Below are 16288 nucleotides of genomic sequence, written 5' to 3' on the forward strand. Positions count from 1 at the left end.
TCCTCAGCGGGCGAGGGCGGCGTCGCTGTCGGCGATGTCGATGACCGACTGGGCGATGAGGGCATCCGCGTCGGCGAAGCACAGCGTGGGGCGCAGGTAGGCCACGAGCTCCACCGCGAGCGTGCGACCGTACAGGTCGACCTCGGTCGCGTGCAGGTGCACTTCGACGCGGCGCTCCCGCACACCGGCGAAGGTCGGGTTGGTCCCGACGCTCACCGTGCCGGCCCGGGGCGTCGGATCATCATCGATCCGCACCCACGCCGCATAGATCCCGTCGTCCGGCAGCTGACCGTCGCGGCACCGCAGATTCGCGGTCGGGAATCCGAGGAGGCGTCCGCGGCCGTCGCCCGGCACGACGTCGCCGCGCAACATCCGCGGGGCCTGGGCGGTCACCCCGGAAGTTCGGATGCCGCGATCGAGCGGTAGCGACTCTGCTGGAAGACCAGCGGCTCGATGTCGTCGAACACGGTGATGTCGGCGATCTCGTAGAGCGCCACCTCGTGGTCGCCGCCGTCGAAGGTGCTGTGCAGGCGGCAGGTGAGCCACAGGGCGGCATCCTGTACGAGCACGGCGCCCTGCTCGCTGCGATGCCAGCCGTGGGCGCCGAACCGGTCGTCCTCCCGCGAGGAGAGCAGGCGGCTGAGCGGCTCGTGATGCGCAGCGAGCACGCTCATGCCGAGCTCGGGCACGGCGCGCAGCACCGGCCAGGTCTTCGAGGTGCGCGCCGCACTGATCGCCACCAGCGCGGGCTCGAGCGAGATCGACGTGAACGAGTTGACGGCCATCCCCACGGCTCGACCGTCGACCTCGGCGGCGAGGGCGACGACACCGGTCGGGTACACAGAGAAGGCACGGCGGAGGGCGCGGTCCCTGGGCAGGGTCTCAGTCGCGGCAGTCGTCATTTCTGCATCCTTTCGTTAGTCAACTTTGACTAGTTCTGATCATAGGCAACTTTGACCATGCAAACAACCACGACTTCCCGCCCCCAGCCGTTAGCATGAGGGCATGTCGACCACCCGCCTCGTCGTCCTCGGCGCCGTGAAGCAGTTCCAGCCCGTGCACGGGTACTTCCTCCGCCGCGAGCTGATGACCTGGCACGTCGACGAATGGGCGCACATCCAGCCCGGCTCGATCTACAACGCCCTTCGCGCGCTCGAGGTCGACGGCTACATCACCGAGAGCGGCACCGAGACCGAGGGCAAGCGCCCTGCCCGCACCACCTACAGCATCACGCCGGCCGGCGAGGTGGAACTGCAGCGGATGCTGCGCGAGAACCTCTGGAACGTCGCCGCCTTCGACACCCAGGCCATCATGACGGTCGCCTCGTTCATGTTCGTGCTGAGCCGGCAGGAGGTGATCGCCGGCCTCGAGCATCGCCTCATCAAGAGCGACGCGATCATCACGCAGAACGGCTTCGACGTGCAGGACACCCTGCGCTCCGAGACCACGCCGAAGTACGTCCGCGAGATCTTCGACCTCTCCACCGCGCGGCTCACGGCGGAGAAGCAGTGGCTGCTCGACCTGCTCGGGCGCCTGCGCGACGGCGAGTACGTGTTCGCCGGTGAGACCGTCGCCGAGACCGCCGCAGCGAGCGAGTAGCCGCCTCAGGCTGGGCCCGAGCCGTCAGCGGCTCGAGCCCAGCTCGCGATCACCGAAGGGTTCAGCGACGCAGTGATTGCCCCGAATCAGAGCTGTCGAGGAGCGAGGGCCTCCGCTCGCAGTTGCCGTCGTCGCTGGACGAACCGAACAATCCCGCGCACCGCGAAGAAGATGATCGCGAAGATTGCTACGACAACGAGCACGGTGATGATCAATCCGGACCAGCTGAAGAGTGATGCGTCCATTTGGTTGCTCCTTACGGCAAGCTGAACGAGCCAGATTTGGTGTAGACAAACGACTTGCAGTCGACCTGCATGTACGCGACCGCTGCCACAACTTTTCCGCTCCGAGCGAAGGACCAGCTGCTTGCCCCGCTTGGAGAGGTGGCACTATACGACCGAGAGTAGACCAACCCGACGAACGGCCACCCTGCCACAGCCCCGAATGCATCGGCTCTCACCGAGCTCGTGATCTTGGTGAGAGCTGCCCCGCCCGTACGCTTTGTCGTCCAGGAAACACCCCAGTTCGCATCCACAATATTGATGCCACCGGTGACACGACCATTCGCGTTTGCAGTAGCACCAGCGCCAGATCTGGTCACATTGAACGGCTGGTTAAGGTTATAGAGAGCAGCGGGAGCAACACTTCCAGACCCGCCGAAAGCAACCGTCTCTATCACGGGTGTCCCGGCGTCAGCGGCAGGCTCTCCATCGATGAGATACGCGCGCAAGAACTCAAGATCTTCAAGACTCGGCGGCTCGCCTTCGACGTAGTCAGTGGCAAGAGCCTCCTTGCGCTCCGCCACCTCAACGGGTGACAGGTCAACGTTCTCGTCGAACGTCACCTCGCTCTGATCGATCGGGGTGGAGAACTCCTCGTAGGTCTCCGCGTCTTCCCCCGTCAACGTGGAAGTCTGGCCGCTGGCCGACACCGCAGTGAACGTTGTGGCCTCTGTGATAATGCCGTCCTTCGCATGTTCAGGTTCATGGGAGACTGACCCGGCCACATACCCTAAGGACGCAGCGGTGAGAACACCCACTGTGAAACAAGCGCCGAGCGTCATCCGACGCTTTCGATTTGAAGCCATATTTCCTTCACCCTCCATTGGCGTCACGAATTTCTCAACCTAGTGACGTGTGAGCAACTGGTGTATCCCCTTCTTCGGGGACCGACCAACTCCTTACAAAGTCGAAAAGCTCGTGCTATCCGCACAGTTGGGGATCCACGACGGCTCAACTCGCCCACCGCGCTTGACAGCAGACCCTGCCAACATGTCTGCGAACTTTCCCCGCCCGCGCCCACTCCGAGCAACGCCACACCCGAAGCGGCCGCCCGCACGCCCGAGCAGGGTCTCGCCGACGAGCGGGGGGCGCGACACCTCGACCACGAGATCGAGGTTCGTGCTCCCCACCACGGCGACGCCCGTGAGGGTGTCAGACACGCGACATCGTCCGCCGGTACTGCGATCCGGTGTGCGTGTCGGCCAGCGCCGGGGTCGGCGTGCCGATCAGGCGCTCGCGCAGCGACTGCGGCTCCGATGAGGGCTCCACGATCGCCCCGCGCTCCTTGAGGATCGGCAGCACGTGCTCGATGAAGTCGACCGTGGATGCCGGAGGGACGACGGGGGCGAACAGGAATCCGTCGAGGTCGGCGCCATCGGCGAGCTCGATCATCCGGTCCGCCACCTGCTCGGGAGTGCCGACGATCGGCCGGGCGCCGACACCGTGCGCGTGCCAATCGCCGAGCACGTCGCCGACCGTCTTGTCGGCGAAACGGGCCACCTGCGTCTGCGACAGCTCGGTGCTCAGCTCGGCCATCGGCGTGCTCGGCGCGTAGGCCGAGAGGTCGAGGCCGGTGAACCACGCGTAAGAGGCGACCGTGACGTCGGGGTTCTGCGCGTCGGCGACCTCGGCGTACTTGCGCTGTGCCTCCTCCTCCGTGCTGCCGATGATCGCGGCGAACGCCGACATGATCTTGACGTCGTTCGCTGCACGGCCGTTCTTCACCGCCTCTTCGCGGATCGCGGTCGAGTGCGCACGAAGCTGCTCGACCGAGCCGCTGCCCACGAAGATCGCCTCGCCGTGCTTGCCGCCGAACTCACGGCCGGCGGGAGAGGCTCCGGCTTGGAAGAGCACCGGCGTGCCCTGCGGCGAGCGCGAGGTGTTGCCGTACCCGTGCGAGCGGAAGTACGGGCCGTCGTGCGCGATGCGGTGCACCTTGGACGGGTCGGCGAAGCGCCCGGACTTGTCCCGCTCCAGCGCCCCCTCCTCCCAGGCCTGCTCCCACAGCTTGTAGACGACCTGCATGAAGTCGTCGGCCATGAGGTAGCGCTCGTCGTGCCCGACCATGGGCACTCCGAAGCCCTGCACCGCCGTGTCGGCCGTACCGGTGGTGACGACGTTCCAGCCGATGCGTCCGCCGGAGAGGATGTCGAGGGTCGCCATCCGACGCGCGAAGGAGTAGGGCGGCTCGAGCAGGGTCGAACCGGTGGCGACGAGTCCCAGACGCGTGGTCTCGGGGATGAGGGCCGCGAGGATGATCGCGGGGTCGAGGCGCGGCAGGTCGAGACCCTCGACCGAGCAGATGTCGGGACGTTCGCCTGCGACGTCGGCCCAGCCCCAGGCATCCGCGAGGAAGAGGAAGTCGAAACCGGCGTCCTCGACCATGCGGGCGGTGTCGCGCCAGTACTCGAACCTGTCGAAGAGGTACCGCTTGTTGTCGGGGTGGCGCCAGGTCGCGGTGCCGGAGTCGTTCGCCTGCGCGTTCTCGAAGAGGCCGAGACGCAGCTGCTTGACGCTGTTCTGATCGGTCATGTGCGGTGCCTTCCTTGTGGGTGGTTCGTGTCGTTTTCCCCTGGCGATGGGCACGCCGGAGGAACCCCGGGGCGGGTGGGGGTCCCGCCCCGGGATGAGGATGCGGCGTCAGCCCTTCGCCGTGACCTCGCCGTCACTCCACCACAGCACGCGCTTGCGCACGACAGCGAGGAGGATGATGAGGAGCACGCCGAGCAGGCAGAGCAGGGCGATGCTGGCCCAGGTGACGGGCAGGTTGGCCTGGGCGGCCGACGTCGTCACGAGAGAGCCGAGACCGGCCTGCTGCCCGGCCGCGACGAACTCCGCGACCGCGGCGCCGACGACGGCCAGCGGCAGCGCGATGCGCAATCCGGCGAACACGTACGGCATGCTGCCGGGGAAGCGCAGCTCGCGGAAGATCTCCCAGCGCGAGGCGTGCAGCGTCTTGAAGACGTCGAGCGCGCGCTGGTCGACGTCACGGAGCCCGGCCAGGGAGTTGACCAGCATCGGGAAGAACACCACGAGACCGGTGACGATGAACTTCGGCACCATGCCGAAGCCGAACGCCACGACCAGCGCAGGGGCGATCGCCACGATCGGCGTCACCATCACGATGATGACCAGCGGCATCACCGCACGCTCGATGATCTGGAACTCGGCCATCACCACCGCGAGCACGAAGCCCGCGAGGATGCCGGCGGAGGCGCCGACCACGACCTCGAGCAGTGTGACCAGGAAGTTCGACCAGTACATGCCGGCGTCGTCGACGAGGCTGCCGCCGATCGCCTCCAGCGTCGGGAGCACGTACGGGTTGGTCCAGGCCACCACCTGCCACAGTGTCGCGGCGATCACGAAGGTGATCAGGGTGGGACCCCAGGAGCCCCAGCGCAGCCACGGCGGGATCCCGCCGCGTCGTGCACCTGCACGCAGCCGCGCGGTGGCGAGCGTCGCGGTCGTGTCGCGGATCGTCATCTCAGACATGGGCTTTCTCCGTCTGCGCGCGCAGAGTGGTGCGCACGACTGCTTCCAGTTCGCGGAACTCATCGGTCGCGTACGCCTCTTCGGTGCGTGGCCGCGGCAGGTTCACATCGATCACCGCGGCGATGCGCCCGGGGTGGGCTGCCATCACGACGATGCGGTCCGAGAGCATGATCGCCTCGGGCACCGAGTGGGTCACGAACATGACCGCCTTGCGGTTCGACTGCCAGAACTCCAGCAGTGCGATCCGCTGCAGGTCGCGGTTCATCTCGTCGAGGGCCGAGAACGGCTCGTCCATCAGCATGATGGCCGGGTCGAACACGAACGCCCTGGCGATCGCCGCACGCTGCTGCATGCCGCCGGACAGCTGCCCCGGGTACTTCTTCATCGCCTGGCCGAGGCCGAACGTCGACAGCAGTTCCTGCGGGTCGCGCAGCGCGCGGCCCCCGTTCGCCTTGCGGTTCAGGCGCACCGGCAGCTCGACGTTCTCCTGCACGGTCTTCCACGGCAGGAGGGCAGGAGACTGCGGCACGAGGCCGATCTTCTTGTCCCTCGACGCCGCGGCGACGCTCTCGCCGTCGATCGTCACACTGCCGGAATCGGCGTCGATGAGACCGGCGACGACCTTGAGCAGCGTCGACTTGCCGCATCCGCTCGGACCGATCACCGACACGAACTCGCCCATGCCGATCGTCAGACTCACGTCGTCGAGCACGGTCACCCGTGCGCCATCGACGCCGAACGTCTTGGTGACGTTCCGGACCTCGACGCCGGCGCCCTGTGCGGCCGACATCACTTCGCCGGCCAGATCAGCGTGTCGCCGTCGTAGAGGTCGGCGACCAGGTCGGCATCCATCATGTCCTCGATCGCGGGGAGGTCCTTGACGTCGCCGTACTTCTCGACGAGCGCGTACTCGGGCTCCCACATCGCGGCGGTCTGCACGCCGGGGTTGCCGCCGGCGCTCTCGCGGACCCAGGCGGACTCCACCTCCCACGTGCGGGCGAGCTGCTCGCGCGGGAACGCCGCACCCTGGTTGTTGTCCTCCGCGAGCTGGGCGAGCTTGTCGATGCAGGCATCCGACTCGTCCAGGCAGTATTGCAGCGCCTTGAGGCTCGCGCGCATGAAGTCGGCGGCGACCTCGCGGTGCTCGTCGAGGAAGCGGGAGTTGACCTCCATCACGTTGTACGTGCCCTCGACGCCGAGGTCGGCGGGGAGGAACTCGCTGAACGGAAGGTCCTGCGCCTTGAGCGACTGCGGCTGGTTGGAGGCGTAGCCGACGATGGCATCGACCTGCCCGCGCACGACCACGGTCGGGTCGTAGTTCGTCATCTTGACCATCTCGACCTTCGAGACGTCGACGCCGGCCTCGTCGAGCATGGCGGAGGCGATCGGGGTGAGGTTGATGAAGTACCCCAGCGATCCACCCTCGAGGTCCTTCAGGCTCTTCAGCTTCTCGTTGCCGAAGATCGAGAACGGCGGGGTGGTGCCGTAGGTGGCGACCGCGGTGAGGTTCTTGCTGTTCGCCGCCGCGAGCATCACATCGGATGCCGACCCCAGCGCGGTGAACTGCGCCTGCCCGGAGGCGACGAGCTGCTGCCCGTTCGCGCCGGAGGCGTTGATCTCGACGTCGAGGCAGAGCTCGTCGAAGTAGCCCAGTTCCTCAGCGAGGAACACATCGAGCTGTCCGGCGCTGGCCGAGTAGCCGTAGCCGGAGATGTAGGTGATCTTGCCGGCATCCTTGTTGCGCTGGCAGGTGTCGGATGCGGCATCCGTGGGGGCGGTATCGCTGCCGGCTGGTTGCGCGGAGCAGGCTCCGAGCGTCAGCGTGGCGGCGAGAACGCACGTCAGGGTGGCGGTGGTGCGGAATCGGGTTTCCGCAGAGGAAGTAGCCATGAGGGTCCCTTCTCGGCCGTTCGTCATTGATGGCTCGTTGAAAGTAACATAGTCAAGATTGACTAAGCAACAACAAACTACTTCTTGACGACGTGCGCACTCCGACGGGCGCGCGAGCGCACGGCTTCGCGCCGAGTGCACGGCTCGTTGGCGCGCCGAAGCCGTGCACTCGGCAGGATGCCGTGCACTCGGCGAACCGCGCGGCGCGAGCGGGCGCGAGCAGGCGCGAGCGGGACTCAGCGCGGGGCGTGCGCCTCCAGGAACTCGTACACATCGGTCGTGTCGACGCCGGGGAACGCACCGGTCGGCAGGGTCGCGAGCAGCGTGCGCGGGGTCTTGACGTTGGGCCAGGAGTGCTCGCGCCAGCGTTCCTCGAGCTCGGCGGGCGCGCGGCGGCAGCACACCTCGACCGAGTGCTTCGAGACGCCGCGGTTGGGGGTGTCGCGACCCACGAACCACTTCGTGTCGTCGAAGCGCACCCCCACGCTCAGCGAGTGCAGCCCCTCGCTCGACGCCTCCACGCGGGCGGTGCACCAGTACGTGCCGTTGCCCGTGTCGGTGTACTGGTAGTACGGGTTGAAGCGGTCGTCCTCGTCGAACACGACGCGACTGGTCCACCTGCGGCAGCACATCTGCCCCTCGATCGCGCCGAGGCGGTCGGTGGGGAAGTTCACGTCGTCGTTCTCGTAGGCCTTCGTGATCGTGCCCGACTCGTGCACCTTGAGGAAGTGCACCGGGATGTCGAGGTGCCGGGTGGCGAGGTTGGTGAACCGGTGCGCAGCCGTCTCGTACGACACCGAGTAGGCGTCGCGCAGGTCCTCGATCGAGATGGCGCGCCGCGCCTTGGCCTCCGTCAAGGCGGGGACGACATGCGCCTCGGGGATCAGCAGCGCGCCGGTGAGGTAGTTGGTCTCGACACGCTGGCGCAGGAACTCCGCGTAGCTGCGCGGTTCGGAATGACCGAGCATGCGACTCGACAGCGCCTGCAGCACTGCGGTGCGCGCATCCCCCTTGGCCTGCACCTGGCTCGACAGGTACAGCCGCCCGTTCGCCAGGTCGGCGACGCTGCGCGTGGTCTGAGGCAGATCGGGGGCGTAATGCAGGGTGAAGCCGAGGTAGGCGGCGATCTCGGATGCCGCGCGCTGGGTCAGCGGACCGCCCGAGTGATCGACCGCCGCGAGGATCTCCGACGCCGTGGTCTCGAGCTCAGCGAAGTGGTTGTCCTGGCGGCGCATCAGGTGACGCAGCTCGACGTTCGCCCGCCGAGCCTCCTCCGGGGTCGCCGCTCGCTCGTCCCCCAGTCGCTCGATCTCGCCGTGCAGCGCGAGCAGTGCCTTCAGCGCATCCATCGGCAGGGTCTTGGCGATGCGGAACGGCTCGATGCCGAGCGCCTGGAAGGTCTGCCCCTTCATCGCCCGTTCGAGCGCGATCTCCACGGCGCTGCGCTCGTCGAGCGGCTCCCCCTCCATCAGCGCGTCGATCGTCACCCCCAGCGCACGCGCGATCGCCTGCAGCTGCGTGAGCTTGGGCTCGCGCTTGCCGGTCTCGATCATCGACATCTGGCTCGGCGCGCGGTCGACCGCGGTGGCGAGCTCCTCGAGCGTCATCCCCCTGGCGGTGCGGAGCTGCCGGATGCGGCGGCCGATCGTGAGGGCGTCGGTCTCTTCCGAGTCCACCGGCGCCCCTGAGCTTGTCGAAGGGTGCATGGCGGTGATTCTGTCACAAAAACAGAATTTCGGTGAAACTTCTCCCCGAGATCGGTCAGTCGAATGCGTGAACTTCACACACAGTGGTCTCAAGCCAGACGGCGTCACAGCCGGACCATCCGAAGAAAGGGCTTCTGATCATGAGCACTCCCACCGTCACCGCGCCGATCCAGACGACCCAGCCGGGTCCGGCGATCGAGGTCACCGGACCGCTGCGCGACCGCTACGACGAGATCCTCACTCCCGAGGCGATCGCGTTCCTCACCGAGTTGCACCACCGGTTCGCGTCGCGCCGCCACGACCGGTTGGCCGATCGCATGCGCCGCCGCTTCGAGATCGGCAACGGGCACGACCCGCGGTTCCGCGAGGACACCGCGCACATCCGCCAGGATGCCGAGTGGCGCGTCGCCGGCGCCGGGCCGGGGCTGGAGGACCGCCGCGTCGAGATCACCGGGCCCACCGACCCGAAGATGACGATCAACGCGCTGAACTCCGGCGCCCGCGTCTGGCTCGCCGACCAGGAGGATGCCACGAGCCCGACCTGGAAGAACGTGATCGAAGGCCAGCTCTCGCTGCGCGACGCGATCCGCGGAGAGCTGTCGTTCACGTCACCGGAGGGCAAGGAGTACCGCGTCACCGCCGAGCGCACGCCCACGATCGTGATGCGACCGCGCGGGTGGCACCTGCCCGAGAAGCACATCTCCTTCATCGACAGGGCAGGGCGCCGCACCTCGGCGTCCGGGTCGCTGGTCGACTTCGGGCTCTACTTCCTGCACAACGCGCAGGCTCTGATCGCCGACGGCCGCGGACCCTACTTCTACATCGCCAAGATCGAGTCGAGCGAGGAGGCGAAGCTGTGGGATGACGTCTTCTCGTTCAGCGAGGAGTACATCGGGATCCCGCACGGCACGATCCGGGCGACCGTGCTGATCGAGACGCTTCCCGCCGCGTTCGAGATGGACGAGATCCTGTTCGAGCTGCGCGACCACTGCGCCGGCCTCAACGCCGGCCGCTGGGACTACATCTTCTCGATCATCAAGAACTACCGCGGTCGCGGTGCGCGCTTCGTGCTCCCCGACCGCAGCGAGGTCACCATGACGGTGCCGTTCATGCGGGCCTACACCGAGCTGCTCGTGCAGACCTGCCACAAGCGGGGCGCCTTCGCGATCGGCGGTATGAGCGCATCGATCCCCAACCGCCGCGACCCCGAGGCGACGGCACGGGCGATCGAAAAGGTCGCAGCCGACAAGAAGCGCGAGGCCGGAGACGGCTTCGACGGCACCTGGGTCGCCCACCCCGACCTGATCCCCACGGCGCTGGCCGAGTTCGACGCCGTGCTCGGCGACCGTCCGAACCAGGTCGACCGCCAGCGGGACGACGTGCACGTGGAGGCGGCGGATCTGCTCGACCTGCACATCGGGCGACCGATCACCGCCCAGGGCGTGCGCGATAACGTGTCGGTCGCGATCCGCTACATCGAGGCCTGGCTGCGCGGGCTCGGCGCCGTGGCGATCGACAACCTCATGGAGGATGCCGCGACCGCCGAGATCAGCCGATCCCAGGTGTGGCAGTGGATCCACCAGGACCGCAGCACGCAGGACGGCACGGCGATCACGGTGGAGTACGTCGAGGAGCTGATCACGCAGGTGCTCGCCCAGGCGACGCGCAGCGCGGGCGACCGCTTCGACGACGCCGCGGACGTCTTCCGGGAGGTCGCGCTGCAGGAGGAGTTCCCCACCTTCCTCACCCTGGGCGCCTACTCGCGCCACCTCATCGAGAACGACTGACCCGCTCATCACCACCACGAAGGACTTGACATGACTCAGTACCAGGACGACATCGACGCCATCCGGGCGCTGAAGGAGGAGCACGGCTCCCCCTGGAACGCCATCGACCCGGAGTCCGCCGCACGGATGCGCGCGCAGAACCGGTTCCGCACCGGGCTCGAGATCGCGCAGTACACCGCCGACATCATGCGCCGCGACATGGACGAGTACGACGCGGACTCCTCCGTCTACACGCAGTCGCTCGGCGTGTGGCACGGGTTCATCGGGCAGCAGAAGCTCATCTCGATCAAGAAGCACCTGAAGTCCACGAACAAGCGCTACCTCTACCTCTCCGGGTGGATGGTCGCCGCGATGCGTTCGGAGTTCGGGCCGCTCCCCGATCAGTCGATGCACGAGAAGACCGCAGTGCCCGCTCTGATCGAGGAGCTGTACACGTTCCTCCGCCAGGCGGATGCCCGCGAGCTGGACCTGCTCTTCACCCAGCTCGATGCCGCCCGCGCCGCCGGCGACGAGACCGCGGCGGAGTTCATCCAGTCGCAGATCGACGACTACGAGACTCACGTCGTCCCGATCATCGCCGACATCGACGCCGGCTTCGGCAACCCGGAGGCGACCTACCTGCTCGCGAAGAAGATGATCGAAGCGGGAGCATGCGCCATCCAGATCGAGAATCAGGTCTCGGACGAGAAGCAGTGCGGCCACCAGGATGGCAAGGTCACCGTTCCGCACGAGGACTTCCTCGCGAAGATCAATGCGGTCCGCTACGCGTTCCTGGAGCTCGGCATCGACAACGGCATCATCGTCGCGCGCACCGACTCGCTCGGCGCCGGGTTGACCCAGAAGCTCGCCGTCTCGCAGGAGCCCGGCGACCTCGGCGATCAGTACAACTCCTTCCTCGACGTCGAGGAGATCTCGGAAGCCGGTCTGAGCGACGGCGACGTGGTCCTCAAGCGAGACGGGAAGCTGTTGCGTCCGAAGCGCCTGGCCAGCAACCTCTACGAGTTCCGCCGTGGGACCGGAGAGGAGCGCGTCGTGCTCGACTGCATCACGTCGCTCCGCAACGGCGCCGACCTGCTGTGGATCGAGACGGAGAAGCCCCACGTCGAGCAGATCGCGGGCATGGTCGACGCGATCCGTGCGGAGATTCCGAACGCGAAGCTGGTCTACAACAACAGCCCGTCGTTCAACTGGACGCTGAGCTTCCGGCAGCAGGCATACGATCTGCTGGCGGAGCAGGGCCACGATCTGTCGGCGTTCGACCGCACTGCGCTCATGAGCGTCGACTACGACGACACCGAGCTCGCCCGGCTGGCAGACGAGAAGATCCGCTCGTTCCAGCGCGACGCCTCGGCCCGCGCGGGGATCTTCCACCACCTCATCACGCTCCCGACCTACCACACCGCGGCGCTGTCGACCGATGACCTCGCTCAGGGGTACTTCGGCGACGAGGGGATGCTCGCCTACGTCAAGGGCGTCCAGCGCCGCGAGATCCGCGGAGGCATCGCGACGGTCAAGCACCAGAACATGGCGGGCTCCGACCTCGGCGACAACCACAAGGAGTACTTCGCCGGCGACGCCGCGCTCAAGGCCGGTGGTCAGCACAACACGATGAACCAGTTCAGCTGACGACGAGTCCGTGACGACCCGCCGACAGCCGGTTCCTCGTCGAAGAGGATTGAGCCGTCACCGCGACACCCCTCGCCCGTTCCTCCACGGTCGAGGGGTGTCGCGTGCCCGCCCCGCCGCCCCGTCACGGGCGTAGCCTGGATCCATGACCGACGCATGGCACGGCATCGCCGAGGAGTTCCTCCACCTCTACCCCGCGGGACGCCGGGTGCTCGCCGTGGCGGGTGCGCATGCCGAGCGCTCCCGCACCGCCGCAGACGCACTCGCGTCGGCGCTGGTCGCCGCCGGCCATGAGGTCGAACGATCGCACAGCGCAGACGGCGACGAGCAGACCCTGCGCACCGACGTCGTGGCAGCGTTCCGGAGCGGTCCGAAAGCCGACCGCGTGCTGGTCGTCTCCGGTCCGGCGGCGCTGCTCAGCCCGAAGGCGCGCGGCATGTGGAACTTCACCCTGTGGCAGCTCGCCGGAGACGAACCGCCGCACAGCGTGGCGTCCGCACTGGTCGACCTGACCGATCCCGCGCATCCGATCCGCCGCACCGCCGACTACTGCGCGCTGCCGGCGTCGTTCGGGGCCTGAGACGACTCCCCCGAGCTTCCGGGCGGGGCGCCGAACCGCACCCGGAAGTCGTGACGGGGCGCTGGGGAGGCAGCCTCGGCTCGCAGGAGCCCTTCCGTCAGAAGCCCGACTGGGGAAGCGGGCAGATTCAGAGTAGGCACACACGGCGACCGCGGAAAGGGCGCAGGAGCGGTCTGTCACCGGATGCCGTCAAACCGGGCACGGGATGACCGACGTGGCACCGGTTGCGCGCTCACATGTCGCAGGATCGCCGCTGCGCTCACCGCGTCGGACCGGTCTGCTCGTCGGTCAGCAGCATGGCCTCGGCGAGCTGCACCGGCCGGGAGCGCGCGGCGAGCCGGAAGGCGCTGGGGCTCCCGCCCACGTGTCGTGAGAACTGCGCGCGCAGCGCCGCCGCATCCACGAACCCCGCCCTCTTCGCCACCACTGCGAGCTCCTGCACGGGGACCACGAGCAGCTCCTCCCGCGCGGTCGTGAGGCGTCGACGCAGCAACTGCGCCGAGAGGCTCTCGTCGGCCCCCGCGAAGAAGCGGAACAGCTGACGACGACTCATGTGCAGCTCTGCCGCGAGCTCGTCGATCCCGAACTCCGGGTCGCGATGCCGAAGTTCGATGATCTGCGCCGCCTCCGCCCTGACCCTGCTGACCCGATCGGTCTCGCCGTCACCGGGGAACTGGCGGAACAACCCGCGCACGAGGGCGACCAGCGCCGCCTCCGTACCCGCCAGCGCACCCGCGGCCTGGTCGGGATCCCGCACCCACTCGTAGAGCATCCGGCCCATCGCGGCCCCCGCCGCACGCGTGAGCGGAGTGTCGGGGAACAGCCCGGCGCCGGCAGCCAGCGTGTGGCGGTATCCGGGGATCGCCGCCACCGGGACCACGACCCCGGTCGTCTCGCTCAGACCGAGGTGCTCGGCGGAGGACGGGCCGACGCTCGACATGAACCCCATCCGGCCGACGCGCAGCTCGTGGACGCCGTGTGCGGTGCGCAGCCGCTGTCCTCCGAGGTTCGAGATCCCGACGATGATGATGTCCTCGTCCTGCGGAGCGCCTCGATCGTAGGTGACGGTGTGCGCCGTCTCGAGCGTGCTGAACAGCATGGTCGTGCCGATGGAGCGACGCAGCAGCGCTGCCTCGAAGGCGAGGGGGTCTGCGGCTTTCATGGTTCCGAAGTTCGACAGCTGCTGCATGCCGATCGGGCCATCCAGCCGGATGACCGCGGACGAATACCACTGCGGTGGGTGCTGGTCGCCGTCTGTCTCCTCACGCCAGAGCCCGCCGGACAGCCGTCGCATCCACGCGGCGCTCTCGCCGGCGGTGATCGCCGTCACGCGCGACGCTCGTGCACGGCGGAGAGGCGCGACTCGCGCACGACGAGAGTGTCGGAATTCCCCAGAGCTTGCACCATCACGGTCCCCCATGTCCGACGCGCGCCGCTCACACGACGCACGCACCCCAACCCCATCCCCGCACACACACTAACGAGGCGCTTCCGGCGCGTGCAATATACGATGCGGCAGCCGGCCGCCCCGCAGCATCGACGCCCATCGGCGTGCCGGAGCTGCACCGCCCCGACTAGCGGAAGGCTGCGGCGACCGAGTTGCGGTGATAGTCGAAGACGATGCTGGTGCGGGTCGACGCGACGCTGCTCTGCGCCGAGAGATGCTCGAGCACGAACTCGCGCATCTGCGAGGAATCCGCCACCGCGATGTGGAGCAGGAAGTCGTCCTCTCCCCCGAGGAAGAACACCTGGATCACCTGAGGCAGCGCGCGCACCCGATCGGCGAACGCGACGATGCTCTCCCGCCGTGCGCTCGGACGCAGGCTGACTCCGATGATCGCCTGGAGCCCCGCGCCCAGCATCCGCTCGTCGACGCTCGCGTGGAAGCCGGTGATGACCCCGCGCTCGATCAGCGACCGCAGGCGCGCGTGCGCCGTCGAGGGAGCCACGCCGAGCGTGGCGGCGAGCTCGGCGTTGGTCATCCGTCCGTCCGCTCCGAGGAGGCGCACGATCCTGGCATCGATCTCATCGAGCGCCGGCGCCCGAAGAGTGTTCGGCGAACCTGCCGCATCCGACTGTTCCATACGAAACATTATTCAGGATTCGCCGCCCTGCCGAATGTTCTGAACAGAATCTGTTGATCAGCCGATGTTTCTGCGATTCTGTGTGCAGCCACACCACACCAGGAGGATCGATGAAGATCGGCGTACCCACCGAGGTCAAGAACAACGAGAACCGCGTCGCGCTGACGCCTGCCGGCACCGACCGCCTCGTCCACGAGGGACACCGCGTGCTCGTCCAGTCCGGCGCCGGCCTCGGGTCGAGCATCACCGATGACGCCTACCGCGCCGCCGGAGCAGAGATCGTCGACTCCGCGGCCGAGGTGTGGGGCGACGCCGACCTCCTGATCAAGGTCAAGGAGCCCATCGCGCAGGAGTACGGATTCCTGCGCCCGGACCTCACCCTCTTCACCTACCTGCACCTCGCCGCCGACCGCGCACTGACGACCGCGCTCGTCGATGCCGGGACCACAGCGGTGGCCTACGAGACCGTGCAGCTGCCCGACCGCAGCCTTCCCCTGCTGGTGCCGATGAGCGAGATCGCCGGTCGGCTCTCCGTGACGATGGGCTCGTACGCGCTGCTGCGCTCGAACGGCGGACGCGGCACCCTGCTCGGCGGCATCGCCGGCACGCCGCGCGCCAGGACCGTCGTGATCGGCGGCGGCGTCGCCGGAGAACACGCCGCGGCCAACGCTCTCGGCCTCGGGTCGAAGGTCACCGTGATCGACATCTCGCTTCCGCGCCTGCGCGAGCTCGAGCACCGTTACGGTGGGGCGCTGGAGACCCGTGCGTCCAGCCGCTACGACATCGCAGAGGAGCTCGCGACCGCCGACCTGGTGATCGGGTCCGTGCTCATCCCCGGTGCTGCCGCGCCCAAGCTCGTCACCGATGAGATGGTCGCGACCATGAAGCCGGGCTCGGTGCTCGTCGACATCGCGATCGACCAGGGCGGCTGCTTCGAGGGCTCGCGCCCGACCACGCACGACGCTCCCACGTTCCCGGTGCACGATTCGATCTACTACTGCGTCGCGAACATGCCGGGCGCCGTGCCCGAGACCGCGACCCGGGCACTGACCAACGCGACGCTGCCGTACGTCTCGGCGATCGCCGGAAAGGGCTGGGAGCGCGCCGCCGCTGACGACGCCTCGCTCGCGAAGGGTCTGAACGTGCAGGGCGGGCGCATCGTGCTGGACGCCGTTGCGCAGGCGCACGGCCTGTGACACGGCGCCGTCTGCCTGGAACCGAAAGAACACAGGATCTTCATGAC

General features: G+C 67.8%; 16 protein-coding genes. 5 read left to right on the plus strand and 11 right to left on the minus strand.

Translation table 11 applies throughout. The annotated features are described in order from the left end of the window. Positions 1-3: 3 nt before the first annotated feature. Positions 4-393 (minus strand): riboflavin kinase, encoded by a 390-nt coding sequence (locus tag ACIOVG_RS16920; protein ID WP_400876021.1) that lies wholly within the window; start codon positions 391-393, stop codon positions 4-6. Then, the gene (locus tag ACIOVG_RS16925; protein ID WP_400876024.1) at positions 390-902 is read right to left on the minus strand and encodes a flavin reductase family protein; all 513 of its coding nucleotides are present in this window, start codon (positions 900-902) and stop codon (positions 390-392) included. The genes ACIOVG_RS16920 and ACIOVG_RS16925 overlap by 4 nt, the downstream gene beginning before the upstream one ends. A 103-nt stretch (positions 903-1005) precedes the next feature. Between ACIOVG_RS16925 and ACIOVG_RS16930 the strand changes: the two genes are divergently transcribed. After that, positions 1006-1599: a PadR family transcriptional regulator gene (locus ACIOVG_RS16930; protein ID WP_400876026.1), complete on the plus strand. Its 594-nt coding sequence runs from the start codon at positions 1006-1008 to the stop codon at positions 1597-1599. 86 nt (positions 1600-1685) lie between these two features. Here ACIOVG_RS16930 and ACIOVG_RS16935 read toward each other — a convergent pair whose 3' ends face one another. The 7 genes from ACIOVG_RS16935 to ACIOVG_RS16965 all read right to left on the minus strand — a co-directional run bounded on the left by ACIOVG_RS16935 (position 1686) and on the right by ACIOVG_RS16965 (position 8968). Then, positions 1686-1844 carry a hypothetical protein gene (locus ACIOVG_RS16935; RefSeq protein ID WP_400876029.1) on the minus strand — a complete coding sequence of 53 codons (159 nt, stop codon included), beginning with the start codon at positions 1842-1844 and terminating at the stop codon, positions 1686-1688. 11 nt (positions 1845-1855) lie between these two features. After that, the gene (locus ACIOVG_RS16940) at positions 1856-2662 is read right to left on the minus strand and encodes a hypothetical protein (protein ID WP_400876031.1); all 807 of its coding nucleotides are present in this window, start codon (positions 2660-2662) and stop codon (positions 1856-1858) included. Positions 2663-3032: 370 nt separating this feature from the next. Next, complete coding sequence (locus ACIOVG_RS16945) at positions 3033-4412, minus strand: NtaA/DmoA family FMN-dependent monooxygenase (protein WP_400876034.1); 1380 nt, start codon at positions 4410-4412, stop codon at positions 3033-3035. A 108-nt stretch (positions 4413-4520) separates the two neighbouring features. Beyond that, entirely contained in the window at positions 4521-5372 is an 852-nt protein-coding gene (locus ACIOVG_RS16950) for an ABC transporter permease (protein ID WP_400876037.1), read from the minus strand. Next, positions 5365-6162 (minus strand): ABC transporter ATP-binding protein, encoded by a 798-nt coding sequence (locus ACIOVG_RS16955; RefSeq protein WP_400876040.1) that lies wholly within the window; start codon positions 6160-6162, stop codon positions 5365-5367. The genes ACIOVG_RS16950 and ACIOVG_RS16955 overlap by 8 nt, the downstream gene beginning before the upstream one ends. Continuing rightward, complete coding sequence (locus ACIOVG_RS16960) at positions 6162-7262, minus strand: ABC transporter substrate-binding protein (RefSeq protein ID WP_400876042.1); 1101 nt, start codon at positions 7260-7262, stop codon at positions 6162-6164. Before ACIOVG_RS16960 ends, ACIOVG_RS16955 begins: the two co-directional genes overlap by 1 nt. A gap of 236 nt (positions 7263-7498) precedes the next feature. Further along, a complete protein-coding gene (locus ACIOVG_RS16965; protein WP_400876045.1) occupies positions 7499-8968 on the minus strand; it encodes a helix-turn-helix domain-containing protein in 1470 nt (489 codons plus the stop codon). 140 nt (positions 8969-9108) lie between these two features. Here ACIOVG_RS16965 and aceB point away from each other — a divergent pair, with 140 nt between their 5' ends. The 3 genes from aceB (at position 9109) to ACIOVG_RS16980 (ending at position 12961) form a co-directional block, all read left to right on the plus strand. Then, the gene (aceB, locus tag ACIOVG_RS16970) at positions 9109-10755 is read left to right on the plus strand and encodes a malate synthase A (protein ID WP_400876048.1); all 1647 of its coding nucleotides are present in this window, start codon (positions 9109-9111) and stop codon (positions 10753-10755) included. A gap of 30 nt (positions 10756-10785) precedes the next feature. Continuing rightward, complete coding sequence (locus ACIOVG_RS16975; protein WP_400876051.1) at positions 10786-12381, plus strand: isocitrate lyase; 1596 nt, start codon at positions 10786-10788, stop codon at positions 12379-12381. A 145-nt stretch (positions 12382-12526) separates the two neighbouring features. Continuing rightward, a complete protein-coding gene (locus tag ACIOVG_RS16980; RefSeq protein WP_400876054.1) occupies positions 12527-12961 on the plus strand; it encodes a hypothetical protein in 435 nt (144 codons plus the stop codon). A gap of 259 nt (positions 12962-13220) precedes the next feature. On the opposite strand, the gene ACIOVG_RS16985 is transcribed toward ACIOVG_RS16980, so the two are convergent. Beyond that, positions 13221-14291 carry a helix-turn-helix domain-containing protein gene (locus tag ACIOVG_RS16985; RefSeq protein ID WP_400876056.1) on the minus strand — a complete coding sequence of 357 codons (1071 nt, stop codon included), beginning with the start codon at positions 14289-14291 and terminating at the stop codon, positions 13221-13223. A gap of 244 nt (positions 14292-14535) precedes the next feature. After that, complete coding sequence (locus ACIOVG_RS16990; RefSeq protein WP_400876059.1) at positions 14536-15054, minus strand: Lrp/AsnC family transcriptional regulator; 519 nt, start codon at positions 15052-15054, stop codon at positions 14536-14538. A 101-nt stretch (positions 15055-15155) separates the two neighbouring features. On the opposite strand from ACIOVG_RS16990, the gene ald reads away from it, so the two are divergent. Then, positions 15156-16241, plus strand: coding sequence for an alanine dehydrogenase (gene ald / locus ACIOVG_RS16995; RefSeq protein ID WP_400876062.1), 1086 nt, complete (start codon positions 15156-15158; stop codon positions 16239-16241). The last annotated feature ends 47 nt before the right edge of the window (positions 16242-16288 follow it).

The sequence above is a fragment of the Microbacterium sp. NPDC087591 genome (assembly GCF_044743625.1).
In the GTDB taxonomy this organism is placed as follows: domain Bacteria; phylum Actinomycetota; class Actinomycetes; order Actinomycetales; family Microbacteriaceae; genus Microbacterium.

Coding starts and splice junctions, on each gene's coding strand:
- ACIOVG_RS16975 (WP_400876051.1), top strand. CDS start 10,786: ATGACTCAGTACCAGGACGACATCGACGCCATCCGGGCGCTGAAGGAG.
- ACIOVG_RS16930 (WP_400876026.1), top strand. CDS start 1,006: ATGTCGACCACCCGCCTCGTCGTCCTCGGCGCCGTGAAGCAGTTCCAG.
- ACIOVG_RS16965 (WP_400876045.1), bottom strand. CDS start 8,968: ATGCACCCTTCGACAAGCTCAGGGGCGCCGGTGGACTCGGAAGAGACC.
- ACIOVG_RS16935 (WP_400876029.1), bottom strand. CDS start 1,844: ATGGACGCATCACTCTTCAGCTGGTCCGGATTGATCATCACCGTGCTC.
- ACIOVG_RS16955 (WP_400876040.1), bottom strand. CDS start 6,162: ATGTCGGCCGCACAGGGCGCCGGCGTCGAGGTCCGGAACGTCACCAAG.
- ACIOVG_RS16990 (WP_400876059.1), bottom strand. CDS start 15,054: ATGTTTCGTATGGAACAGTCGGATGCGGCAGGTTCGCCGAACACTCTT.
- ACIOVG_RS16980 (WP_400876054.1), top strand. CDS start 12,527: ATGACCGACGCATGGCACGGCATCGCCGAGGAGTTCCTCCACCTCTAC.
- ACIOVG_RS16945 (WP_400876034.1), bottom strand. CDS start 4,412: ATGACCGATCAGAACAGCGTCAAGCAGCTGCGTCTCGGCCTCTTCGAG.
- aceB (WP_400876048.1), top strand. CDS start 9,109: ATGAGCACTCCCACCGTCACCGCGCCGATCCAGACGACCCAGCCGGGT.
- ald (WP_400876062.1), top strand. CDS start 15,156: ATGAAGATCGGCGTACCCACCGAGGTCAAGAACAACGAGAACCGCGTC.
- ACIOVG_RS16960 (WP_400876042.1), bottom strand. CDS start 7,262: ATGGCTACTTCCTCTGCGGAAACCCGATTCCGCACCACCGCCACCCTG.
- ACIOVG_RS16925 (WP_400876024.1), bottom strand. CDS start 902: ATGACGACTGCCGCGACTGAGACCCTGCCCAGGGACCGCGCCCTCCGC.
- ACIOVG_RS16940 (WP_400876031.1), bottom strand. CDS start 2,662: ATGACGCTCGGCGCTTGTTTCACAGTGGGTGTTCTCACCGCTGCGTCC.
- ACIOVG_RS16950 (WP_400876037.1), bottom strand. CDS start 5,372: ATGTCTGAGATGACGATCCGCGACACGACCGCGACGCTCGCCACCGCG.